Origin of the sequence: Flavobacterium sp. 20NA77.7 (genome assembly GCF_031326205.1) — a bacterium.
In the GTDB taxonomy this organism is placed as follows: Bacteria; Bacteroidota; Bacteroidia; order Flavobacteriales; family Flavobacteriaceae; genus Flavobacterium; species Flavobacterium nakdongensis.
Genome location: NZ_CP133721.1, coordinates 1,144,565 through 1,164,105, shown reverse-complemented (window position 1 = coordinate 1,164,105; position 19,541 = coordinate 1,144,565). Strand labels below are relative to the sequence as shown.

The 19,541-nt window shown below is 32.5% G+C and carries 18 protein-coding genes and 1 tRNA gene; 8 read left to right on the top strand and 11 right to left on the bottom strand.

The features are described 5' to 3' along the window. Positions 1-23 precede the first annotated feature (23 nt). Complete coding sequence (locus RF683_RS05245; RefSeq protein WP_309533141.1) at positions 24-2,417, bottom strand: alpha-ketoacid dehydrogenase subunit alpha/beta; 2,394 nt, start codon at positions 2,415-2,417, stop codon at positions 24-26. Positions 2,418-2,681: 264 nt separating this feature from the next. On the opposite strand from RF683_RS05245, the gene RF683_RS05240 reads away from it, so the two are divergent. Together RF683_RS05240 and RF683_RS05235 are read left to right on the top strand one after the other, a co-directional pair. Beyond that, complete coding sequence (locus RF683_RS05240) at positions 2,682-4,673, top strand: endonuclease (protein ID WP_309533140.1); 1,992 nt, start codon at positions 2,682-2,684, stop codon at positions 4,671-4,673. Between the two features lie 79 nt (positions 4,674-4,752). Beyond that, positions 4,753-5,688, top strand: a complete 936-nt coding sequence (locus tag RF683_RS05235; protein ID WP_309533139.1) for a malate dehydrogenase — start codon at positions 4,753-4,755, stop codon at positions 5,686-5,688. Positions 5,689-5,812: 124 nt separating this feature from the next. On the opposite strand, the gene RF683_RS05230 is transcribed toward RF683_RS05235, so the two are convergent. Further along, positions 5,813-5,886, bottom strand: a tRNA-Met gene (locus tag RF683_RS05230). Positions 5,887-6,136: 250 nt separating this feature from the next. Here RF683_RS05230 and RF683_RS05225 point away from each other — a divergent pair. Both RF683_RS05225 and RF683_RS05220 read left to right on the top strand, forming a co-directional pair. Further along, on the top strand, positions 6,137-6,529 hold the full coding sequence (locus RF683_RS05225) for an START-like domain-containing protein (RefSeq protein ID WP_309533138.1): 393 nt from the start codon (positions 6,137-6,139) through the stop codon (positions 6,527-6,529). Between the two features lie 46 nt (positions 6,530-6,575). Continuing rightward, positions 6,576-7,406: an aminotransferase class IV gene (locus RF683_RS05220; RefSeq protein ID WP_309533137.1), complete on the top strand. Its 831-nt coding sequence runs from the start codon at positions 6,576-6,578 to the stop codon at positions 7,404-7,406. Here RF683_RS05220 and RF683_RS05215 read toward each other — a convergent pair. From RF683_RS05215 to RF683_RS05195, 5 genes are all read right to left on the bottom strand, one after another. Further along, positions 7,399-7,950 (bottom strand): YqgE/AlgH family protein, encoded by a 552-nt coding sequence (locus tag RF683_RS05215; RefSeq protein WP_309533136.1) that lies wholly within the window; start codon positions 7,948-7,950, stop codon positions 7,399-7,401. The two genes, RF683_RS05220 and RF683_RS05215, sit on opposite strands and share 8 nt — an antisense overlap. Positions 7,951-8,083: 133 nt before the next feature. Beyond that, positions 8,084-8,359 carry an HU family DNA-binding protein gene (locus RF683_RS05210; RefSeq protein ID WP_309533135.1) on the bottom strand — a complete coding sequence of 92 codons (276 nt, stop codon included), beginning with the start codon at positions 8,357-8,359 and terminating at the stop codon, positions 8,084-8,086. Positions 8,360-8,519: 160 nt separating this feature from the next. Next, complete coding sequence (gene fmt, locus RF683_RS05205) at positions 8,520-9,467, bottom strand: methionyl-tRNA formyltransferase (RefSeq protein ID WP_309533134.1); 948 nt, start codon at positions 9,465-9,467, stop codon at positions 8,520-8,522. After that, positions 9,467-11,350: a RecQ family ATP-dependent DNA helicase gene (locus tag RF683_RS05200; RefSeq protein ID WP_309533133.1), complete on the bottom strand. Its 1,884-nt coding sequence runs from the start codon at positions 11,348-11,350 to the stop codon at positions 9,467-9,469. Before RF683_RS05200 ends, fmt begins: the two co-directional genes overlap by 1 nt. Positions 11,351-11,364: 14 nt before the next feature. After that, on the bottom strand, positions 11,365-11,895 hold the full coding sequence (locus RF683_RS05195; protein WP_309533132.1) for an AAA family ATPase: 531 nt from the start codon (positions 11,893-11,895) through the stop codon (positions 11,365-11,367). 127 nt (positions 11,896-12,022) lie between these two features. Here RF683_RS05195 and RF683_RS05190 point away from each other — a divergent pair, with 127 nt between their 5' ends. The 3 genes from RF683_RS05190 to murA are packed head-to-tail and all read left to right on the top strand — an operon-like array spanning position 12,023 to position 14,350. Continuing rightward, entirely contained in the window at positions 12,023-12,307 is a 285-nt protein-coding gene (locus RF683_RS05190; protein WP_309533131.1) for a DUF493 family protein, read from the top strand. Between the two features lie 6 nt (positions 12,308-12,313). Then, positions 12,314-13,039: a DUF4290 domain-containing protein gene (locus RF683_RS05185; RefSeq protein ID WP_309533130.1), complete on the top strand. Its 726-nt coding sequence runs from the start codon at positions 12,314-12,316 to the stop codon at positions 13,037-13,039. Continuing rightward, positions 13,040-14,350 (top strand): UDP-N-acetylglucosamine 1-carboxyvinyltransferase, encoded by a 1,311-nt coding sequence (murA, locus tag RF683_RS05180; protein WP_309533129.1) that lies wholly within the window; start codon positions 13,040-13,042, stop codon positions 14,348-14,350. 85 nt (positions 14,351-14,435) lie between these two features. Here the strand turns inward: murA and RF683_RS05175 are convergent, their stop codons facing one another. Genes RF683_RS05175 through RF683_RS05160 form a run of 4 tightly spaced genes read right to left on the bottom strand, consistent with a single transcriptional unit; the run spans position 14,436 to position 17,976 of the window. After that, entirely contained in the window at positions 14,436-14,879 is a 444-nt protein-coding gene (locus tag RF683_RS05175; protein ID WP_309533128.1) for a DoxX family protein, read from the bottom strand. Positions 14,880-14,918: 39 nt separating this feature from the next. Then, complete coding sequence (locus tag RF683_RS05170; RefSeq protein WP_309533127.1) at positions 14,919-16,709, bottom strand: chloride channel protein; 1,791 nt, start codon at positions 16,707-16,709, stop codon at positions 14,919-14,921. Between the two features lie 12 nt (positions 16,710-16,721). Beyond that, a complete protein-coding gene (locus RF683_RS05165; RefSeq protein ID WP_309533126.1) occupies positions 16,722-17,393 on the bottom strand; it encodes a DNA alkylation repair protein in 672 nt (223 codons plus the stop codon). Continuing rightward, a complete protein-coding gene (locus RF683_RS05160; protein ID WP_309533125.1) occupies positions 17,380-17,976 on the bottom strand; it encodes an acyl carrier protein phosphodiesterase in 597 nt (198 codons plus the stop codon). The genes RF683_RS05165 and RF683_RS05160 overlap by 14 nt, the downstream gene beginning before the upstream one ends. Before the next feature lie 136 nt (positions 17,977-18,112). Between RF683_RS05160 and glmM the strand changes: the two genes are divergently transcribed. After that, the gene (gene glmM, locus RF683_RS05155; RefSeq protein WP_309533124.1) at positions 18,113-19,516 is read left to right on the top strand and encodes a phosphoglucosamine mutase; all 1,404 of its coding nucleotides are present in this window, start codon (positions 18,113-18,115) and stop codon (positions 19,514-19,516) included. The last annotated feature ends 25 nt before the right edge of the window (positions 19,517-19,541 follow it).

Below are 19,541 nucleotides of genomic sequence, written 5' to 3'. Positions count from 1 at the left end.
TTATCTTTTATTTTTAAACCATTTTAATATAATTTTGGGAATTTAGCAGGAAAAGCTTCATGCATCATTTCGTATATTTTCTCATAAACATCTTCTATGCTCGGTTTAGAGAAGTAATCTCCGTCTGTTCCATAAGCCGGTCTATGTGCTTTTGCGGTTAATGTTTGCGGTGCACTATCTAAATGATAATAAGCTTGCTGATTCTCTATTATTTCTTGCAATATATAGGCACTTGCTCCACCAGGTACATCTTCGTCGATAACTAATAAGCGATTTGTTTTTGCTACAGATTTTACGATGTCTTTTGTTGTGTCAAAAGGAAGTAACGATTGAATATCAATCAATTCAATTTCAATTCCTATTTCAGCTAATTCTTTTGCAGCTTGTTCGATAATACGTAAAGTTGAACCATAAGATACAACTGTAATGTCTTTTCCAGAAAGAATGGTTTCTACTTTTCCAATAGGTGTTTTGAATTCACCTAAGTTAGTAGGTAATTTTTCTTTTAATCTATACCCATTTAAGCATTCAATAACAAGTGCAGGTTCATCAAATTCCAGTAAGGTATTGTAAAATCCAGCAGCTTTTGTCATATTTCTTGGGACCAAAACATGGATACCACGAATGGCATTAATTATCATTCCCATTGGTGAACCTGAATGCCAAATTCCTTCTAATCTATGACCACGAGTTCTGATAATTAATGGTGCTTTTTGACGACCATGTGTTCGGTATTGTAATGTAGCTAAATCATCGCTCATAATTTGAATAGCATACAATAAGTAGTCTAAATATTGAATTTCAGCAATAGGGCGTAACCCTCTCATTGCCATGCCTATACCTTGTCCTAAAATAGTTGCTTCTCTAATGCCTGCATCAGCTACTCGATGTATGCCATATTTTTCTTGCATACCTTCTAAACCTTGATTAACATCACCAATGGTTCCTGAATCTTCACCAAAAATTAGGGTTTCTGGATATTTAGCAAATAAGGCATCAAAATTATCTCTTAACACTAAACGGGCATCAACTTCTTCAGCTTTTTCGTTGTATACAGGCACTACTTCATTTGCATGTGAAACGGCATGTTGTGATTCAGAATATAAATTGGCGCTATATTTTGGCTGTATTTTAGCAGTATAAAGTGTAATCCAATTGGAAAGAACCATTCGTGCATCATCAGAAAGTAACCGAAGCACTTTTCTTACTGTAACTAAAATGTCTTTTCTAATAGGTTCTTTAATAGAAGTTAAATCTGAGATGTGTTTTTCTATAAAAACTTTATTTTCAGAGTTTTGAGCTACTTGATTTAGAATAGTAACCGCTTCTACAACATCATTTTTAATGGCAGTTGTAAAGTTATTCCAAGCTGTTTTTTTTCCTTCTAATACCTCTTTTTTGCTCGCTTTTTCAATTGTCTCAATTTCTTCAACTGTAGCGATATTATTAGCTACCATCCATTTTTTCAATTGAACAATACAATCATATTCTGTTTCCCAAGCTAATCGTTCTGTATTTTTATATCGTTCGTGTGAACCCGAAGTAGAATGTCCTTGAGGTTGTGTTAATTCTTGCACGTGAATTAATACGGGTACGTGTTCTATTCTTGCTATTTCACTGGCTTTTTGATAGGTTGAAACTAGGGTAGGGTAATCCCAACCTTTTACTCTAAAAATTTCGTAACCTTTTCCATGTTCGTCGCGTTGAAATCCTTTTAAAATTTCAGAAATATTTTCTTTGGTCGTTTGGTATTTAGCATGAACGGAAATTCCATATTCATCGTCCCAGACGCTCATTACCATGGGAACTTGAAGTACGCCAGCAGCATTGATAGTTTCAAAAAATAATCCTTCAGAAGTTGATGCATTTCCTATAGTTCCCCATGCTACCTCATTTCCATTATTTGAAAAGTTATTTTCAGTAGGAATTTCGGCAACATTTCTATAAATTTTAGAAGCTTGTGCTAATCCTAAAAGTCTAGGCATTTGACCAGCAGTAGGTGATATGTCTGCACTTGAGTTTTTTTGTAGGGTTAAATTTTTCCAATTGCCTTTTTCGTCTAGGGAATGAGTAGCAAAATGACCTCCCATTTGACGTCCTGCACTCATTGGGTCAAAATCTAAATCAGGATGCCCATAAAGTCCTGCAAAAAACTGTTCAATAGATAACGAACCAATAGCCATCATAAAGGTTTGATCACGGTAATATCCTGAACGAAAATCTCCATTTTGAAATGCTTTTGCCATAGCTAATTGAGGCACTTCTTTTCCATCACCAAAAATTCCAAATTTAGCCTTACCAGTTAGTACTTCTTTACGTCCTAATAAACTACATTCTCGGCTGATACTTGCTATCTTAAAATCGTTTAAAACCTCTTTTTTAAAATCTTCAAATGTTAAAGTTTCTGTTTTTGCCATTTTATTCTATATTGACTATCCTTTGGTACAAATTTAATTAAATTGCTGTAAAGTAGATAAATAAATTTTATTTTTGTGAATTATATGTGGTTTAATGCTTATTTTAATGAGATTATTTCAGTAAAATAAAGTTTTATTGACTTATATTTAAAAAATAAGGAATATTTCAATTTTTATTTATTCACTATCTATTGGTTTAAATAAATTAAATAGTACCCGTTGTATAAATATTAATACGTATTTTTGTATTCAATTCCCTTTTATATGAAAATACTTTACTTAGTAACATTTTTAGTAGCATCTCTTGGCTATAGTCAAGTGTATATTAATGAAATTGATCCTGACACACCCTCAACAGATGTTAAAGAATTTATCGAATTGCATTCTACAAATCCAAATACTAGTTTAAATGGCTATGTATTAGTGTTTTTTAATGCTGGAAGTACATCTCCTTATTCGGGTACGTTAAGTTATTATGCTATCGACTTAGATGGTTATACTACAGATATTAATGGAAATTTTTTAATTGGAAATTCTCAAGTTTCCCCAACTCCAACATTGGATTTACCAGAAACAACCTTGCAAAATGGTCCTGATGCAATTGCGCTTTATTTAGGAAATGCAACAGATTTTCCAACAAATACAGCAGCAACTGCGACAAATTTAGCGCATGCTATTGCTTATTCTAATGCAGCTACTACACAGCCATCAGCTTTAATGACTATTTTAAATTTGACTACTTGTATTAATGAAAATGCTACATCTAATGCCGCCAATCATTCGATACAAAGAAAAGCAGATGGTACCTTTGAAGTTAAGGCGCCTACACCAGGTATGAATAATGATGGGAGTGGAATTGTGTTGAATTATTTGACCACTGTTTTAAATGCTGCGTCTTACACAGAGGGACAACAAATCTTAATTAACTTTACACTAACTAATCCAGTTGCATCAACTACAACATTTTCTATAGCATTGACGAATGGAACTTTCACTTCGGCTGATTTTTCAGGAACAACATCTTTAAGTATTGCTGCGGGCAGTTCATCAGCTTCTACAACACTGACATTAACAGATGATACAATTGATGAAGGAGATGAAGAATTTGTTTTGATGATTTCTGGTTTGCCAACAGATATTGTGCCTACAACTAATTCGATATTACGAAGAGTGGCAGATAATGATTATGTGGTTTTGAATTTTGGCACACCATTAAATCCAACTTATAACACAGTGTCGAGTACGGCACCTACAAATTATTATGCTTCATTAGAAGGATTGTCTGGTACCGCATTGCGACAAGCGATTCAAGATATTATAGCGAATCCTGCTGTAGTGCATTTACATAGTTATGCTGATATTTGGGAAATATTGAAAACTGCTGATCAAAACCCAGCTAATGGTTCACAAGTTTGGTGTATGTATATTGAACAACCAATGTCTAAAATTGATCAACAACAAGGCAATAGCATAGTAGGAAAATGGAATAGAGAGCATATTTTTTGTCAATCGAGAGGAGGGTTTCAAGCCGCTTCAAATGATACAGCCGATGGTATTAATGTATGGACAACAACGAGTGCGTCAAGTACTGTTGACGGTGTTTCTGATGCGCACCATATTCGTGCTGAAAACGGACAAGAAAATTCGTCAAGAAATAATAAAAACTATGGTTTAGTTAATTCTTCAACGGTGTATGCAGGACCCACAACTACGCAAGGTTCATGGAAAGGCGATGTAGCAAGAGCGCTATTTTATATGGCGGTACGTTTTAATGCTTTAAATGTTGTGAATGGCGATCCAAGCGAATATAACGGTACCAATCCTTCGGGAAATATAGGTGATTTAGCAGCCTTGCTTGCATGGCACACACAAGATCCAAGAGATGATTATGAAATGAATCGAAACAATTATGTTTACACTTGGCAACACAATAGAAATCCGTTTATTGATTATCCGTCATTAGTGAGTTATGTATTTGGTTCAAATTATGGCCAACCTTGGTCATCTGCTTTAGCGATTACAACTATTGAAAATGAACAGCTAAAAGTATTTCCTAACCCTACAACAGATTACATTCAAATTGAAGGGATTGCAACAGCTACACATGTGCAAATCACTACTTTGACAGGACAATTCGTTTACCAAACTACAATAGAACAAAATCAACGATTACCACTTGATTTAGAAGCAGGTATATATTTTGTAAAGCTGAGTAGTCAGGAAAAACAAACCACAAAAAAAATTATTGTGAAATAAATATACATTTACTAAAAATCAATAATTTATTCTGTATTTTTGTAGCATAAAACATCAATTTATTTAATTCATATACAAAATGAAAGTAACTATAGTAGGAGCTGGTAACGTAGGAGCTACTTGTGCTGATGTGATTTCTTATAGAGGAATTGCTAGCGAAGTGGTGTTACTAGACATCAAAGAAGGTTTTGCAGAAGGTAAAGCCATGGACATTATGCAGTGTGCAACTACAACAGGATTCAATACAAGAGTTTCTGGTAGCACAAATGATTATTCAAAAACCGCTAATTCAAACGTAGTGGTTATTACTTCTGGTATTCCTAGAAAACCAGGAATGACTCGTGAAGAGCTTATTGGTATTAATGCAGGTATTGTAAAAACAGTAGCTGATAATGTATTGAAATTTTCGCCAGATGCTATTATTGTTGTAGTTTCAAATCCTATGGATACAATGACGTATTTAACATTAAAAGCAACAGGTTTACCAAAAAATAGAATTATAGGAATGGGAGGTGCATTAGACAGCTCACGTTTTAAATATTATTTATCTCAGGCATTGCAAAGACCAAGTAATGATGTGCAAGGGATGGTTATAGGTGGTCATGGAGATACAACTATGATTCCATTAACGCGTTTAGCTTCTTACAACGGTTCACCAGTTTCTAATTTCTTATCACAAGATGCTTTAGATAAAGTAGCTGCTGATACTATGGTAGGGGGTGCTACATTAACAGGATTATTAGGTACTTCTGCATGGTATGCTCCAGGTGCTTCTGTAGCGTATTTAGTAGACAGTATTTTAAACGACCAAAAGAAAATGATTCCTTGTTCTGTGTTTTTAGAAGGGGAGTATGGACAATCTGATATTTGTTTAGGTGTGCCTTGTATTATTGGTAAAAATGGAATTGAAGAAATTGTTGATATTCAATTAAACGATGCTGAAAAAGTGTTGTTTGCTAAATCAGCAGATGCAGTAAGAGCTATGAATGGCGATTTAAAAGCGGTTTTAGCTTAATATTATATACATAATAGAAAAAAGAGCTGCTTTTTGTAGCTTTTTTTTGTACATTTAAATAATACAAAATGTTTTATTATAAAACTAAAAAACCCTTACTTGAAAAAGTAAGGGTTTTTGTTTGTAGCGAAGACGGGAGTTGAACCCGTGACCTCAGGGTTATGAATCCTGCGCTCTAACCGACTGAGCTACCTCGCCAAATAGTGGTCTTGCATCTTTCAATGCGGGTGCAAATATATAACTAATTCGATACTTTCCAAAAAAATAATACTAAAAAATAGCAGTAACTTTTTATGTTGAAAAATATTTTAAAATTTATAGGTATCGTACAACTTTTTTTTATATTTTGCTAAAAAATTATTTACAACAAATACATGAAGATAACCTTTTCATAGTGAAGTAACTAGAAATGCTAAAAGGTTGTTTGTATTCCCTAAATCCAGCTATAATGAAGCAAAAAATAAAATACGAATTAGAATTTCCCATACATTCTTCGCCACAATTATTATATCAATACATTATTACTCCCTCAGGATTATCAGAATGGTTTGCAGAAAATGTTAACTCACGCGGCGAAATTTATTCGTTTATTTGGGATGATTCTGTGGAAAAAGCCAAATTAGCTTCAAAAAAATCAGGCGAGAAAGTGAAATTTAGATGGCTAGATGAAAATGAAAATGATACCGAGTATTATTTTGAAATTAGAATCCAAGTTGATGAAATTACACAAGATGTTTCATTAATTGTTACCGATTTTGCTGAAGAAGAAGAATTGTTAGAAGCAAAATTATTATGGGAAAACCTTGTTTCAGATTTAAAGCACGTGATAGGTTCAGTATAATAAAATTAAAAATGTATATTTGTCCCGATTTTTATCGGGATTTTTTATGGTTAATTATAACGGAAGTATTAAACAATCAAGTGAGGTAGTTGTAGAAACGAATCGCGGTTTTCTATATGGTGATGCGGTTTTTGAAACACTACGTGTTACCCAATCTATTTTATTTTTAGAAGAACATTATCTTCGATTAATGGCTGCGATGCGTATTTGTAGAATGGATATTCCTATGAATTTTACTATGGAATATTTTGAAGAGCAAATTATGTTGTTAGTGCAACACTTAGAAAAAAGTCCAGCCTATAGAATTCGTTGCACAGTGTTTAGAGATGCTAATGGATTTTATACACCAGATACAAATGCAGCAAGCTTTATTATTTCGGCATTACCTTTGACAGATGAAAAATATCAAATCAATGCAAAACCTTATGAAGTAGAATTGTATAAAGATTTTCATGTAACCAAGCATTTATTAGCAACGCTTAAAACAACAAATAAAATGGTACATACTTTAGCTGGAATTTTTGCTAAAGAAAATTACTATCAAAATTGTTTATTAATCAATGAAGATAAAAATATTGTTGAAGCCATTCAAGGTAATGTCTTTATGAAAATAGGATCTAAAGTGTGCACACCACCTATTAGTGATGGTTGTATTAATGGTGTATTAAGAAAGCAGGTGATAAAATTACTAAAAGCAGATACTACTATTGAATTTGAAGAACGCTCTATCTCTCCTTTTGAACTTCAAAAAGCTGATGAATTATTTTTGTCAAATGTGATTATGGGTATTCAACCTATTACTAAATACCGAAAAAAAGAATACGAAAATACATTTGCAGTAGCTTTAACACATCAATTAAACGAAAGTATTAATTAAGTGCAGGGTTTTCGGGAGCATTAGAAAATAGTAAATAATCACCCCCTAATTCTTGCATTTTATTTTTCCAAAAATGTTGGCTGCTTTTCGCAATTAAATTAGAACCTAATTCGTTAGGAAGACAGAGCCAAGCATTTTGCTCCATTTCTGTTTCTAGTTGTAGGTATTCCCAACCTGTATAACCTAAAAAGAATCGAATGTTCTCTTTTGTAATTAACCCTTGATTGATAAGCACTTTGGTTACTTCAAAATCGCCACCCCAATATATACCAGCTGCAATTTCAATGCTATCAGGAATTAGGTGTGGTATAGTATGTATAAAATATAAATTTTCTTGCCCTACAGGACCACCATTATACACAATAAACTGCGCATTTATTTCGGGGATAAGCTCTTGAATAGTGTGTTGTAAAGGCTTATTGATAATAAATCCTACGCTTCCATCGTCATTGTGTTCAGAAAGTAAAATAACCGCTCGGTTAAATGAAATATCATCTAAAATTGATGGTTCGGCTAGTAGTAAGCATCCTTTTTTAAGTTTCATATAGTACTATTTTGAAAACAATATTGAAAAGTATAAAATAAATTGATACGACAAAAGGGAAGAAATAATTTTTTACATAAAAAAACCTCTCCGAAGAGAGGTTTTCAATTATAAATGAAATCACTTTCAAATATTATTTGTTTACTGATCCTTCTAATTCAGCACCAGCTTTGAATTTTACTACATTTTTAGCAGCAATTTTGATAGTTTTTCCAGTTTGTGGATTTCTACCATCTCTAGCAGCTCTTTTAGAAACTGACCAAGATCCAAAACCTACTAAAGAAACTCTTCCACCTTTTTTCAAAGTTCCTTCTACGCTAGATAAAAATGATTCTAAAGCTAATTTAGCAGCTGCTTTTGTAATTCCAGCAGAAGCTGCCATTGCATCGATTAATTCTGATTTGTTCATAATTAATGTATTAATTGGGTTAAACTTAATTTTACTATGACAAATTTATATGAACTATTAAACTACGCAAGTATTTACAAGTATTTTCGTTGAAAATGTTAATAAATAAGTGCAATTGTTAATAAAGTCAGCTAAAATGGGCGTGTTTTTGTGGTGATTGCTATAAAACAAAGGCTTTAGCGCTTAACTGAATTCCATTTAGTAATTCGTGCGTAAGCATTCTTTTTTTACCTGGAAATTGTAAACTCAGAATATCAATGTAGCCGTCTTTTACTATAATAGATAATTCTTTTTTTGTTGCATGTATTTGGTATAAAGGTAATGTATGCGTTTCTGATCTAAACCTAGCTTCATAAATTTTTACATTCCATTCGTTTTCGCCATCTTTTATAAATGTCCATGCTGCTGGATAGGGTGATAGACCTCTAATGTGATTATGAATACTTAATCCTGGGTTATCCCAATTGATTTTACAGTTGTCTTTGTTTAGTTTGTATGCGGTTTTTAAGTCAGCAGTTTCAGTTTGAAGTGTAGTGGTAACATTCCCTTGCGCAATACGTTCTAACGTTTCAATAACAACTTCACTTCCAATAGATTGTAACCTGTCGTGTAAGTTTCCAGCGTTTTCATCCGGATGAATGGGTGTCGTTTTATTTAATATAATGGCACCAGTGTCTATTTTATCATCTATAAAAAAAGTAGTTACACCTGTTTCTTTTTCTCCATTTATTAACGCCCAATTGATAGGTGCAGCTCCTCTATATTGTGGTAATAAAGACGCATGAAGGTTAAATGTACCGTATTTTGGCATTTTCCATACTGCTTCTGGAAGCATTCTAAACGCTACAACCACTTGTAAATTTGCATTATAGCTTGCTAATTCAGCTAAAAATTGTTCGTCTTTTAAATTAGTCGGTTGTAATAAAGCAAGATTTTTTTCTAAGGCATAGGTTTTTACCGCACTTACAGAAACTTTTTGTCCTCTACCAGCAGGTTTGTCTGGTGCGGTTATTACAGCTACTACATTATATCCTGATGTGTAAATTTCATCTAATATGCCCACAGCAAAATCTGGGGTTCCCATAAAAACAATTCGTAATGCTTCCATTAAATTAATTCGTATTTTTTATTTTCGTTTAAACGAATACTAGTATTGTCTAATAAATATTGTAGTGCAAAGATAAGGTCTTCTGAAGATAAATCTGTTTTTCTTTGTAGTTCTTGCGAAGATAAAGGTCCAAAACGTAAAATTTCTATAACTCTATCATATGTAACTTTTGTGTCTTTTTTTTTATTTTTCATGCAGGTAGAACACATCCCACAATCTGTAGCGTCAGTTTCTCCAAAATAATTTGAAATTAAAACTGATTTACATGTCTTTGTATCAAACACAAAATTTAGCATGGCAGAAAATTGGGCAATTTTTTGTTCGTTCTGTTGAATCAAAAACTTCTGAACCCTATTAATCGTGTAATCATCTTCTCGTGGTTCATTAAAAATTAATTTACTATCATGGGTAACGAGTTGAAGTGAAATGACTTCTTGTTGTGCTAATTTTTGTAAAAGTTGCACAACTTGTTCTTCCGTATGATTAGATTTTGAAGCTATTTGTGCGGTATTAACGGCAATAACTTGTTCAAAAATACCGGGATAAGTTCTAAGTAATGTTTCAATTATTGCTTGATCTTTGGTATGTAAACTACAATAGCGAATAACTTCTTTGCTTGGAATTAAAAATTGTATTTTAACTTTATCATTATTTTCATTACTAAAGGTTACTATTCCTTGACGGTCTAAAAATTGTATTGAAGCAAAGGTGGGTTGAATGGCTAATTGGTACTTTGTGCAAAACTGATGTAAATTAAAAACATAGTTTTCTGTTGTACCTTCACCATAGGCAATTTGAAAAAAATTAGTTAAACATTGATATACTTTTTTTAGAAAAGCTTTATCTGGTAATACACTTATAAATTGCTCTTTTGTAAGTTTAATATCAAATTGATGGGTGAGGAGTATAGCAAAAGACTTTTGACCATTTCTTCCTGCTCTACCGGCTTCTTGGTAATAATTTTCAATGTTTTCAGGTACTTGTAAATGAATAACTGTTTTTACATTTGGCTTATCAATTCCCATTCCGAAAGCGTTTGTAGCAACTATGATTAGGGCTTTTTCGTCTAGCCAAAGTTTCATGTTTTTGTCTTTTTCTTTTGGAAGTAATCCACCATGATAATAGGTACTTCGATAGCCTAATTGATTTAACTGATTGCTTATTTCTAAACAAGCTTTTCTGTTTCGTACGTAAATTATAGCAGGTTGCGGATTTTTATCAAAAATTTGCTTCAATTTACTGGTTTTATCTTCCGTATAGATAACATGATACCCAAGATTTTCTCTAGCAAATGATTTTTTAAATACCGTTGGATTTTTAAGGGCTAATAAATTACAAATATCTTCTTGTACGCGTGGTGTTGCTGTAGCGGTTAATGCAATAAAGGGTACATTAAAAAAAGATTTTAGTATACCAATTTTTAGATAAGCAGGTCGAAAATCATGACCCCATTGACTAATACAATGCGCTTCGTCAATGGCTATTAAATTGATATCTAATTCTTTAATACGGTCTAATACCCATTCTTGTTGTAAACGTTCTGGCGAAACATAAAGCAATTTATAATTTCCAAACTGACAATTGTCTAATAAATTGCTTGTTTCTTCAAATGAAATACCACCTGTTAAGGCAATGGCTTTAATGTCTTTATTTTTTAGATTTTCAACTTGGTCTTTCATTAAAGCAACTAAAGGAGAAATCACTAAGGCAATTCCAGGTCTTAGTATCGCAGGGATTTGATAACAAATCGATTTTCCACCGCCGGTTGGCAAAAGAGCAAACGTGTCATTGCCTTCTAAAACATTTTGAATAATAGCTTCTTGCGGACTTCTGAATGTATCAAAACCCCAATGTTTTTTTAAAACGCTTAACGCACTATCCATCAAAATGAAAAATATTACAAATGATCAATAATAAATTGGTATCTATTTTCTACTGAAACTTTTGGTACCTCAATTAAGTCATACCCATATCTACTATAGGTGTTTACTAAAAAATCATGAATTTGCATGGCTTCTTCATAGCTTTCATAACGCACAGTATCACTGGTGTAGATTTCTTCCCAAGGCGGTAATAAAAATACTTTATCATATTTATATTTGATACAAGCCTCATTAAACTTTTCTGAATAGGTATCGCCTATAAAATCCATATAAGCCACAACATCAGGAATTCCTCTATCTATAAAAACCGTTTGAGCTTCTTTATTTGCTTGTTCAAATTGATTAATTCTGCCTTCTAGCAAAAGTTCGCTAAAAAGTAAGGGGTCTTCTAAAAACAGATGGTCAATACCTTTTTCTCGAGCTTTTAAAGTTACTTCTCTTGAGATTTCGGGGTAACAAATATAACCTTCTTCTTCAAGATGATTAATTAGTGTTGTTTTACCAGAACTTGGTCCGCCGATGAGTAGTATTATTTGTTTATTCATTTTTCGTCTAAAAAGTTCAAAAATACTATTTTTTTGAAATTAATTCCTTCTTTTAAAATTCTTAATTACTAATATTTTTAATTAATGGTATATAAATGTATATTTGTAGTTTTATAGGCAGTTAGAAATGGATAAAAAAACAGCAGATTTTTACGTAAGACTTAAAGATGAATTAGAAGATTCAACTTCTTGGCCTTCAGAATATTTGTATAAATTTATTGTACCAACAAGTAAAGATAAAATTGATAAAATTGAAATTGCTTTTGATAATATGGGTGCAGTAATTCAAACGCATGCATCAAAAACAGGCAAATATACAAGTGTTTCCATACAAGTTGTAATGGAAAATCCAACCCAAGTAATTGCAAAATATCAAGAGTTAGCCACCATAGAAGGAATTATTTCACTATAATATAATATGACATACACCAAAGAAGAAGCCGTTGAATTTTTAGAATATAATTCGCAAAGGGAACATTTAATTATCCCTGAATACGGCAGACATATACAAAAATTAATTGACCAAGTAACAGATATTAAAGATAGAGAAGAGCGCAATAAAGGTGCTAGGTATATTATTACTGTGTTAGGAACGCTTAATCCTCATTTGAGAGATGTACCCGATTTTCAACATAAATTATGGGATCAGTTATTTATCATGTCTAATTTCAAAATGGATGTTGATTCCCCATATCCCATTCCTACAAAAGAGGTAATTGCCTTAAAACCTGAACGTTTAGGTTATCCTCAAAATTTTCCAAAGTACAGATTTTACGGGAATAATATTAAGTATATGATTAATGTAGCATGTAAATGGGAAGATGGCGAATTGAAAAATGCGCTAATCATTGTAATTGCTAATCATATGAAAAAATGTTATTTGAGTTGGAACAAAGAAACTGTTACCGATGATGTCATTTTTGAACATTTATATGAGTTGTCTGATGGAAAAATTAATTTATTAAAATCAGATGAAGAATTATCTACCTCTCAGAATTTAATTAAGGTAAACAAAAAACAATCTAATAAAACACAATTCTTTACCAATAAGAATCAGAAAACCCCAAATCATTCTAATTCAAATAAGAATTTTAAGCAGAATAAAAATCAGAATCAAAAAAATAACAATAGAAAAAACAGCTAAATGGGAACTTTTAAAATTGAAGGTGGCAAACCGTTAAAAGGTATCGTTCAACCACAAGGTGCAAAAAACGAAGCGTTACAGGTGTTATGTCCTGTATTGTTGACGTCAGAAAAAGTTAGAGTAACTAACATTCCTGATATTATTGATGTAAACAAACTAATTACATTATTAGGAAATTTAGGTGTTAAAATTCAGAAGAACGGACCTGGCGATTATACGTTTCAAGCTGATGATGTAAATGTGGGTTATTTAGAAACAGAAGCCTTTAAAAAAGAAGGTGGAAGTTTACGTGGCTCTATCATGATAGTAGGTCCATTGTTAGCAAGATTTGGAAAAGGATTTATTCCAAAACCGGGTGGTGACAAAATTGGAAGACGTCGTTTAGATACCCATTTTGAAGGATTTATCAATTTAGGTGCAAAATTTAGATACAACAGAGAAGACCATTTTTATGGTGTTGAAAATAAAGGGCGTTTAAAAGGTGCTTATATGCTTTTAGATGAAGCTTCGGTAACAGGAACTGCAAACATTGTTATGGCGGCTGTATTAGCAGAAGGTACAACAACAATTTATAATGCTGCCTGTGAGCCTTATTTACAACAATTGTGTAAAATGCTAAATGCAATGGGTGCTAAAATCACAGGAGTAGGCTCAAATTTATTAACTATCGAAGGTGTTGAAGCATTGGGAGGTTGTGAGCATAGAATTTTACCTGATATGATTGAAATTGGTTCTTGGATAGGTTTAGCAGCTATGACTAAGAGCGAAATAACAATTAAAGATGTTAGTTGGGAAAACTTAGGGCAAATCCCAAATGTTTTTAGAAAATTAGGAATTACTTTAGAGCAAAAAGGAGACGATATTTATATTCCTGCTCATACTAATGGTTATGAAGTAAAAACAGATATTGATGGATCTATTTTAACCGTTTCAGATGCACCATGGCCTGGTTTTACACCTGATTTATTGAGTATTATCTTAGTAGTAGCTACACAAGCAAAAGGCGATGTGCTTATTCATCAAAAAATGTTTGAAAGTCGTCTGTTCTTTGTAGATAAACTAATTGATATGGGTGCAAAAATCATGTTGTGCGACCCTCACAGAGCAGTGGTAATGGGACATAATTTTGAATCACAATTGAAAGCGACAATTATGTCTTCACCAGACATTCGAGCTGGGATATCGTTGTTAATTGCTGCCCTTTCTGCAAAAGGAACAAGTACGATACAAAATATTGAGCAAATTGATCGTGGATACGAACGCATAGACGAACGATTACGAGCATTAGGTGCAGATATTGTAAGAGTATAAATAAAAAAGCGACAGTGATGTCGCTTTTTTTATTGTAATTTAAGATTTGAAAATCAATACTTAATTACCAGGAATGGTAGTCTTGCTATTTACTAAACATTTTGGCATCTAAACTATATTTGCCTACACCCGTGAAAAGCAAGCCCATATATATAATAAAATAGGTAAATGCTGAATTAAATTCAAATCCATTATCTCCTTTGGAAAGTATTTGCATCGGAAATACCACTAAGAAAATGTAAGCCATACAAAACCCTAAAACTAATAGGCTAAAGCGAGAAAATAAACCTACAATTAGTAATAAACTACAAAATAATTCTGCAAAAATGGTTAAGGATAAAGGTACAGCTCCACTCATTCCTAAAAAGCTGATGTTTTTACTCCAAAAATCAGAAGCAGCCATTTCGTTAAAATGTATTAGTTTTTCGTAGCCATAAAATGCCATTAAAGCGCCAATCATCAATCGGATAAGTAGTAAACCAAAATCTAAATTAATACTAGCTCCATTGTTTAAAAATAATTTTTTCATAATTTGAGTTTGTTAGTTGATTATCAAATGTATAAAAAATTATTCAATTACCAATTCTTTCAACTGCTCTCGGTATTTTTCTAAAATGGCAGCTTTGGATAAGAAACCAATAAATATTCCATTTTTTAAAACGGGTAAAATAGATTGCTGAGATGTTTCAAACTTATTCATAATGGTTTCTATAGTTTCTTCAAATGCGATACTGTCTTTTACGGGTTGCATAACTTCGGTAATGGAAGTAAATTTTACTTTAAAGGCAGAAAATATGATTGGACGAATGTCATCTAAATAAATTAGCCCAATTAGCTTTGTGTCGTCATTTAAAACGGGGAAAATAACATCGTCAGAAGTAGCAATTTTTTCAATTAATGCTTCTAAAGTTTTAGATTCGGTAACAGGGCTAAAGTTATTGTTAATCAATTTTTTAAAGTCTATAGATTGTAAAATGTTTTTATCTTTATCATCCGTAAAAACTTCTCCTTTGTCAGCTAAATGCTTTATGTCAAATGAATAAGGTTCAAATCGTTTAGAAATTGCAAAACTTATTGAAGAAACGAGCATTAAAGGAACAATTAATTCATAACCACCTGTTATTTCTGCAATTAAGAAAATGGCGGTAAGCGGGGCATGAAATAAACCACTTAAAATACCTGCCATTCCTACTAGTGTAAAATTTCCAATAGGTAATTTCGCGATTCCTATAATATTGCATAAATACGCTACTGAAAAACCTAAATACGAACCTACAAAAAGTGAAGGAGCAAAATTTCCGCCATTTCCACCAGCACCTAAAGTTATTCCCGTTGCAAAAACTTTAATAAGCATAGTAGCACTTATAAAGACCAATAATACCCACTTTTGTTCACTAAATCGTTCAAAAATAGAATTTTCGACAAGGTGCTCCGGGTGATTATCGGCGAGTATTTTAATGCTTTCGTAGCCCTCACCAAAAAGCGTAGGAAACACAAAAATTAATAATCCTAAAAAAACAGATCCAAATAAAGCCCTTCTGAAACTGTTTGTTTTTCGCTTAGAAAAAAAGTGTTCTACTTTTCTAAAACTTCTAGCATAATGAATAGAAACAAAACCTGCTAGTATACCTAAAAGTATGTAATAGGGAATATTGTGGTAGTTAAAACTATATAAATGTTTAAAACTAAATAAAATGTCTTCTTTTAAAACAATTGTTGAAATGATTGCTCCTGTTGCAGCACTAATAATAAGTGGGGTAAAAGCCGCTAAACTGATTTCTGCCAACACTACTTCAATAGCAAATAATACGCCTGCAATAGGTGCATTAAAGGCGGCAGCTACACCAGCAGCTACACCACATGCTAATAATAACGTTCTGTCTTTATAACTTAATCTATAATTTAAGGCATAATTGCTACCAAAAGCCGCACCAGTAATCGTAATGGGTGATTCTAATCCTGCGCTGCCACCCATGCCTACAGTTAATGAACTGGTAATGATTTGTGCATACATTTGTTTAGGTGGCATAACGCTTCTTGTTTTAGCAACGGCATACATTATTTGTGATGTTCCTTTATCAATTTTGCCTTTCAAAACTTTTTTAATAACTAAAACGGTTAGTAGTATACCAATAATAGGTAACGTACTGTTGCTGAAAGGGAGATGAACCAAACTGTCGAAATATTGAGAAGATTTGAACACCCAATGCGCAAATGACTTCAATACAATTACCGCTAAAGCTGCAGAAATACCCACAAGAACAGAAGATATATAGATAAACTGTCTGGGTTCTACCAAGCGTTTTATACTAAATAAAAAAGATTCAATTTTTTTTACAATTCCTGAAAACAAACTCATAGAACAAAGGTACTATTTTATTAGTTTACGTAGTGCTTCTTTTCTACTTAAAGGTTTAAAAGAAGCAGTGTTTACAAATTCAATTACACCATTCGGATTTACAGCGCCATATTCTCGTAAAGCCCAACCGATCGCTTTTTGAATAAAAAATTCATTTGATTGACTGTGTTTTAAACATTCAGCTTTTAATAAGTCAAAGTCCGTCTTTGATTTATATCCTAGTTGAAAAATAATGGCTGTGCGCTGCAACCACATGGAATCAGAATTAGAAAAGTTTTCAATTAGACTGTGTTTTTTTTCAGGAAATTTTACTAAATATGCTCCCACACCATATTTAGCCAGTGTGTCAACGCTATCCCACCAAGAATTAGTTAGTAATAACTTTTCTAATAATACATTGTCGCTTTCTTGCCAATCTTTTTTACTAAACTGCAACAGTAAATCAATTCCACATTGATGCAATTCTCGGTAAGGTTGCTGAAATAATTCTAGCGTGATGGTTCTATAATTTGATTTTACTTCATCAACATGTATAGCTATAAGTTCTTTTAATACGTGTCGACGAGCTTCTGTTTTAACACCTAAATAATAAAAATTTTCTTTCATGTAAGCACGCATAGAAATTGCATCTTCAGGCGATGCTATTTGACGAAGTGCAATAGTAAGTTCGTTACAAAAGTTCATGCAATTCATTTGTTTTTTGTTTGCACATGTTTATTAATTCGGTAAAAAAAATAAAAAACTCAGTTTCAAATTCATTATAAAACAACTTTAGCTCGTGTGTAGCGTGACTCATATTTCCTTTGTATTTTGTTCTATAATCCATTTGCATTAATATGGTTTCAATACCTTCAATTGTTGCATAAGACGCTAGCCAATTATGCTGAATCATATAAGGTAGCATTTTTTGTGTTTTTTCGGTGAGTTTGTCAAAATGCAAAGTTACTAAATCATAAAAATTTTGACTATACAGATGCAGTGAAATAGTTGAAAATAAAGTCCAGTTTTTTGCTAAAAAATGATCATAGAAAATGTCCATAATTACACCTGAATAATGTCCGTATTTTTCGTGGAGTCTATGTTTGCTTTTTCTGTAAACAGGATGAAAATCTGTAAATGAATCAATAAATCGATGTAAAAGAATACCTTTTTGAATTTCATTTTCATAGCTCTTAAATTGACTTCCTTTCACGCTGTCTGCCATGAAGTTGCCAATTTTGATAAAATCATTATCACCAGATAAGTAAATGTGTGCTAAATAATTCAAGGTAATTAAAAATCTAAATTCATTTTTTTTTCAATCTCCGTAAATATATAAAATTCTTTGGGAGTTTTTGGTATAATCAAGGTTTTCCTTTTTATCTTTGCTTAAACTAATTAGCATTATATATTTAAAATAAAATATGACATTAATAAAATCAATTTCAGGTATTAGAGGTACAATAGGCGGTAAAGTAGGAGATAATTTAACTCCAGTTGATGCAGTAAAATTTGCCTCGGCCTATGGAACTTTTTTAAAAAATAGTATTCAAGTTAATCGAAAGTTAAAAGTAGTAATAGGCCGCGATGCTCGAATTTCAGGTCCTATGATTCATAATTTAGTTGTCAATACACTCGTTGGCTTAGGTATAGATGTTGTTGATTTAGGTTTGTCTACAACTCCAACTGTTGAAGTAGCAGTACCTCTAGAAAATGCAGATGGTGGTATTATTTTAACCGCTTCTCATAATCCTAAACAATGGAACGCCTTAAAATTATTAAATGCTAAAGGCGAATTTTTAAGTGGGGCAGAAGGCGCTCAAATATTAGAAATTGCAGATGCAGAAGCTTTTGATTTTGTAGATGTTGATACACTAGGTGAGGTGTTTGTTAACGATTCATATATGGATATTCATATCGATGAAGTGTTGGCGTTACCTTTAGTAAATAGTGATGTGGTAAAAGCAAAAAAATACAAGGTAGTTGTAGATGGCGTAAATTCTTCAGGAGGTATTATTATTCCTAAATTACTTGAAGAAATGGGTGTTGAAGTTGTAAAATTATATTGTGAGCCCAATGGACATTTTCCTCATAATCCAGAACCTTTAAAAGAACATTTGACAGATATTTGTAATTTAGTTGTAGCAGAACAAGCTGATTTTGGAATTGTTGTAGATCCTGATGTTGACCGTTTAGCGTTTATATCTAATGATGGCGAAATGTTTGGTGAAGAATATACTTTGGTTGCAGTTGCTGATTATGTGCTAAGTAAAACACCAGGTAATACAGTATCAAACTTATCTTCGTCTCGTGCGTTAAGAGATATAACCGAAAAGCATAATGGAAGCTATCAAGCCAGTGCCGTTGGTGAAGTGAATGTAGTAGAATTAATGAAAAAAACCAACGCCATAATTGGTGGTGAAGGAAATGGAGGAATTATTTATCCAGAATTACATTATGGTAGAGATAGTTTGGTTGGCGTAGCGTTGTTTTTAACCTATTTGGCGGGACAAGATAAAACGGTTGCCGAATTACGTGCAAGTTATCCGCACTATTTTATGAGTAAAAACAAAATTGAATTAACACCGCAACTAGATGTAGATGCCATTTTAGAAACGTTAACAGCGACTTATAAAAATGATAGTTCAACAAGCTCACTATCTACAATTGATGGGGTGAAAATAGATTTTGCCAATGAATGGGTTCATTTAAGAAAATCAAACACAGAACCTATTATTCGAATTTATACGGAGGCATCTACGCAAAACGATGCAGATGGATTAGCACTACGCTTTGTAAATGAGTTAAAAACTATTGCAGGGATATAGTAGTATTGTCATAAAAAAATCCGAT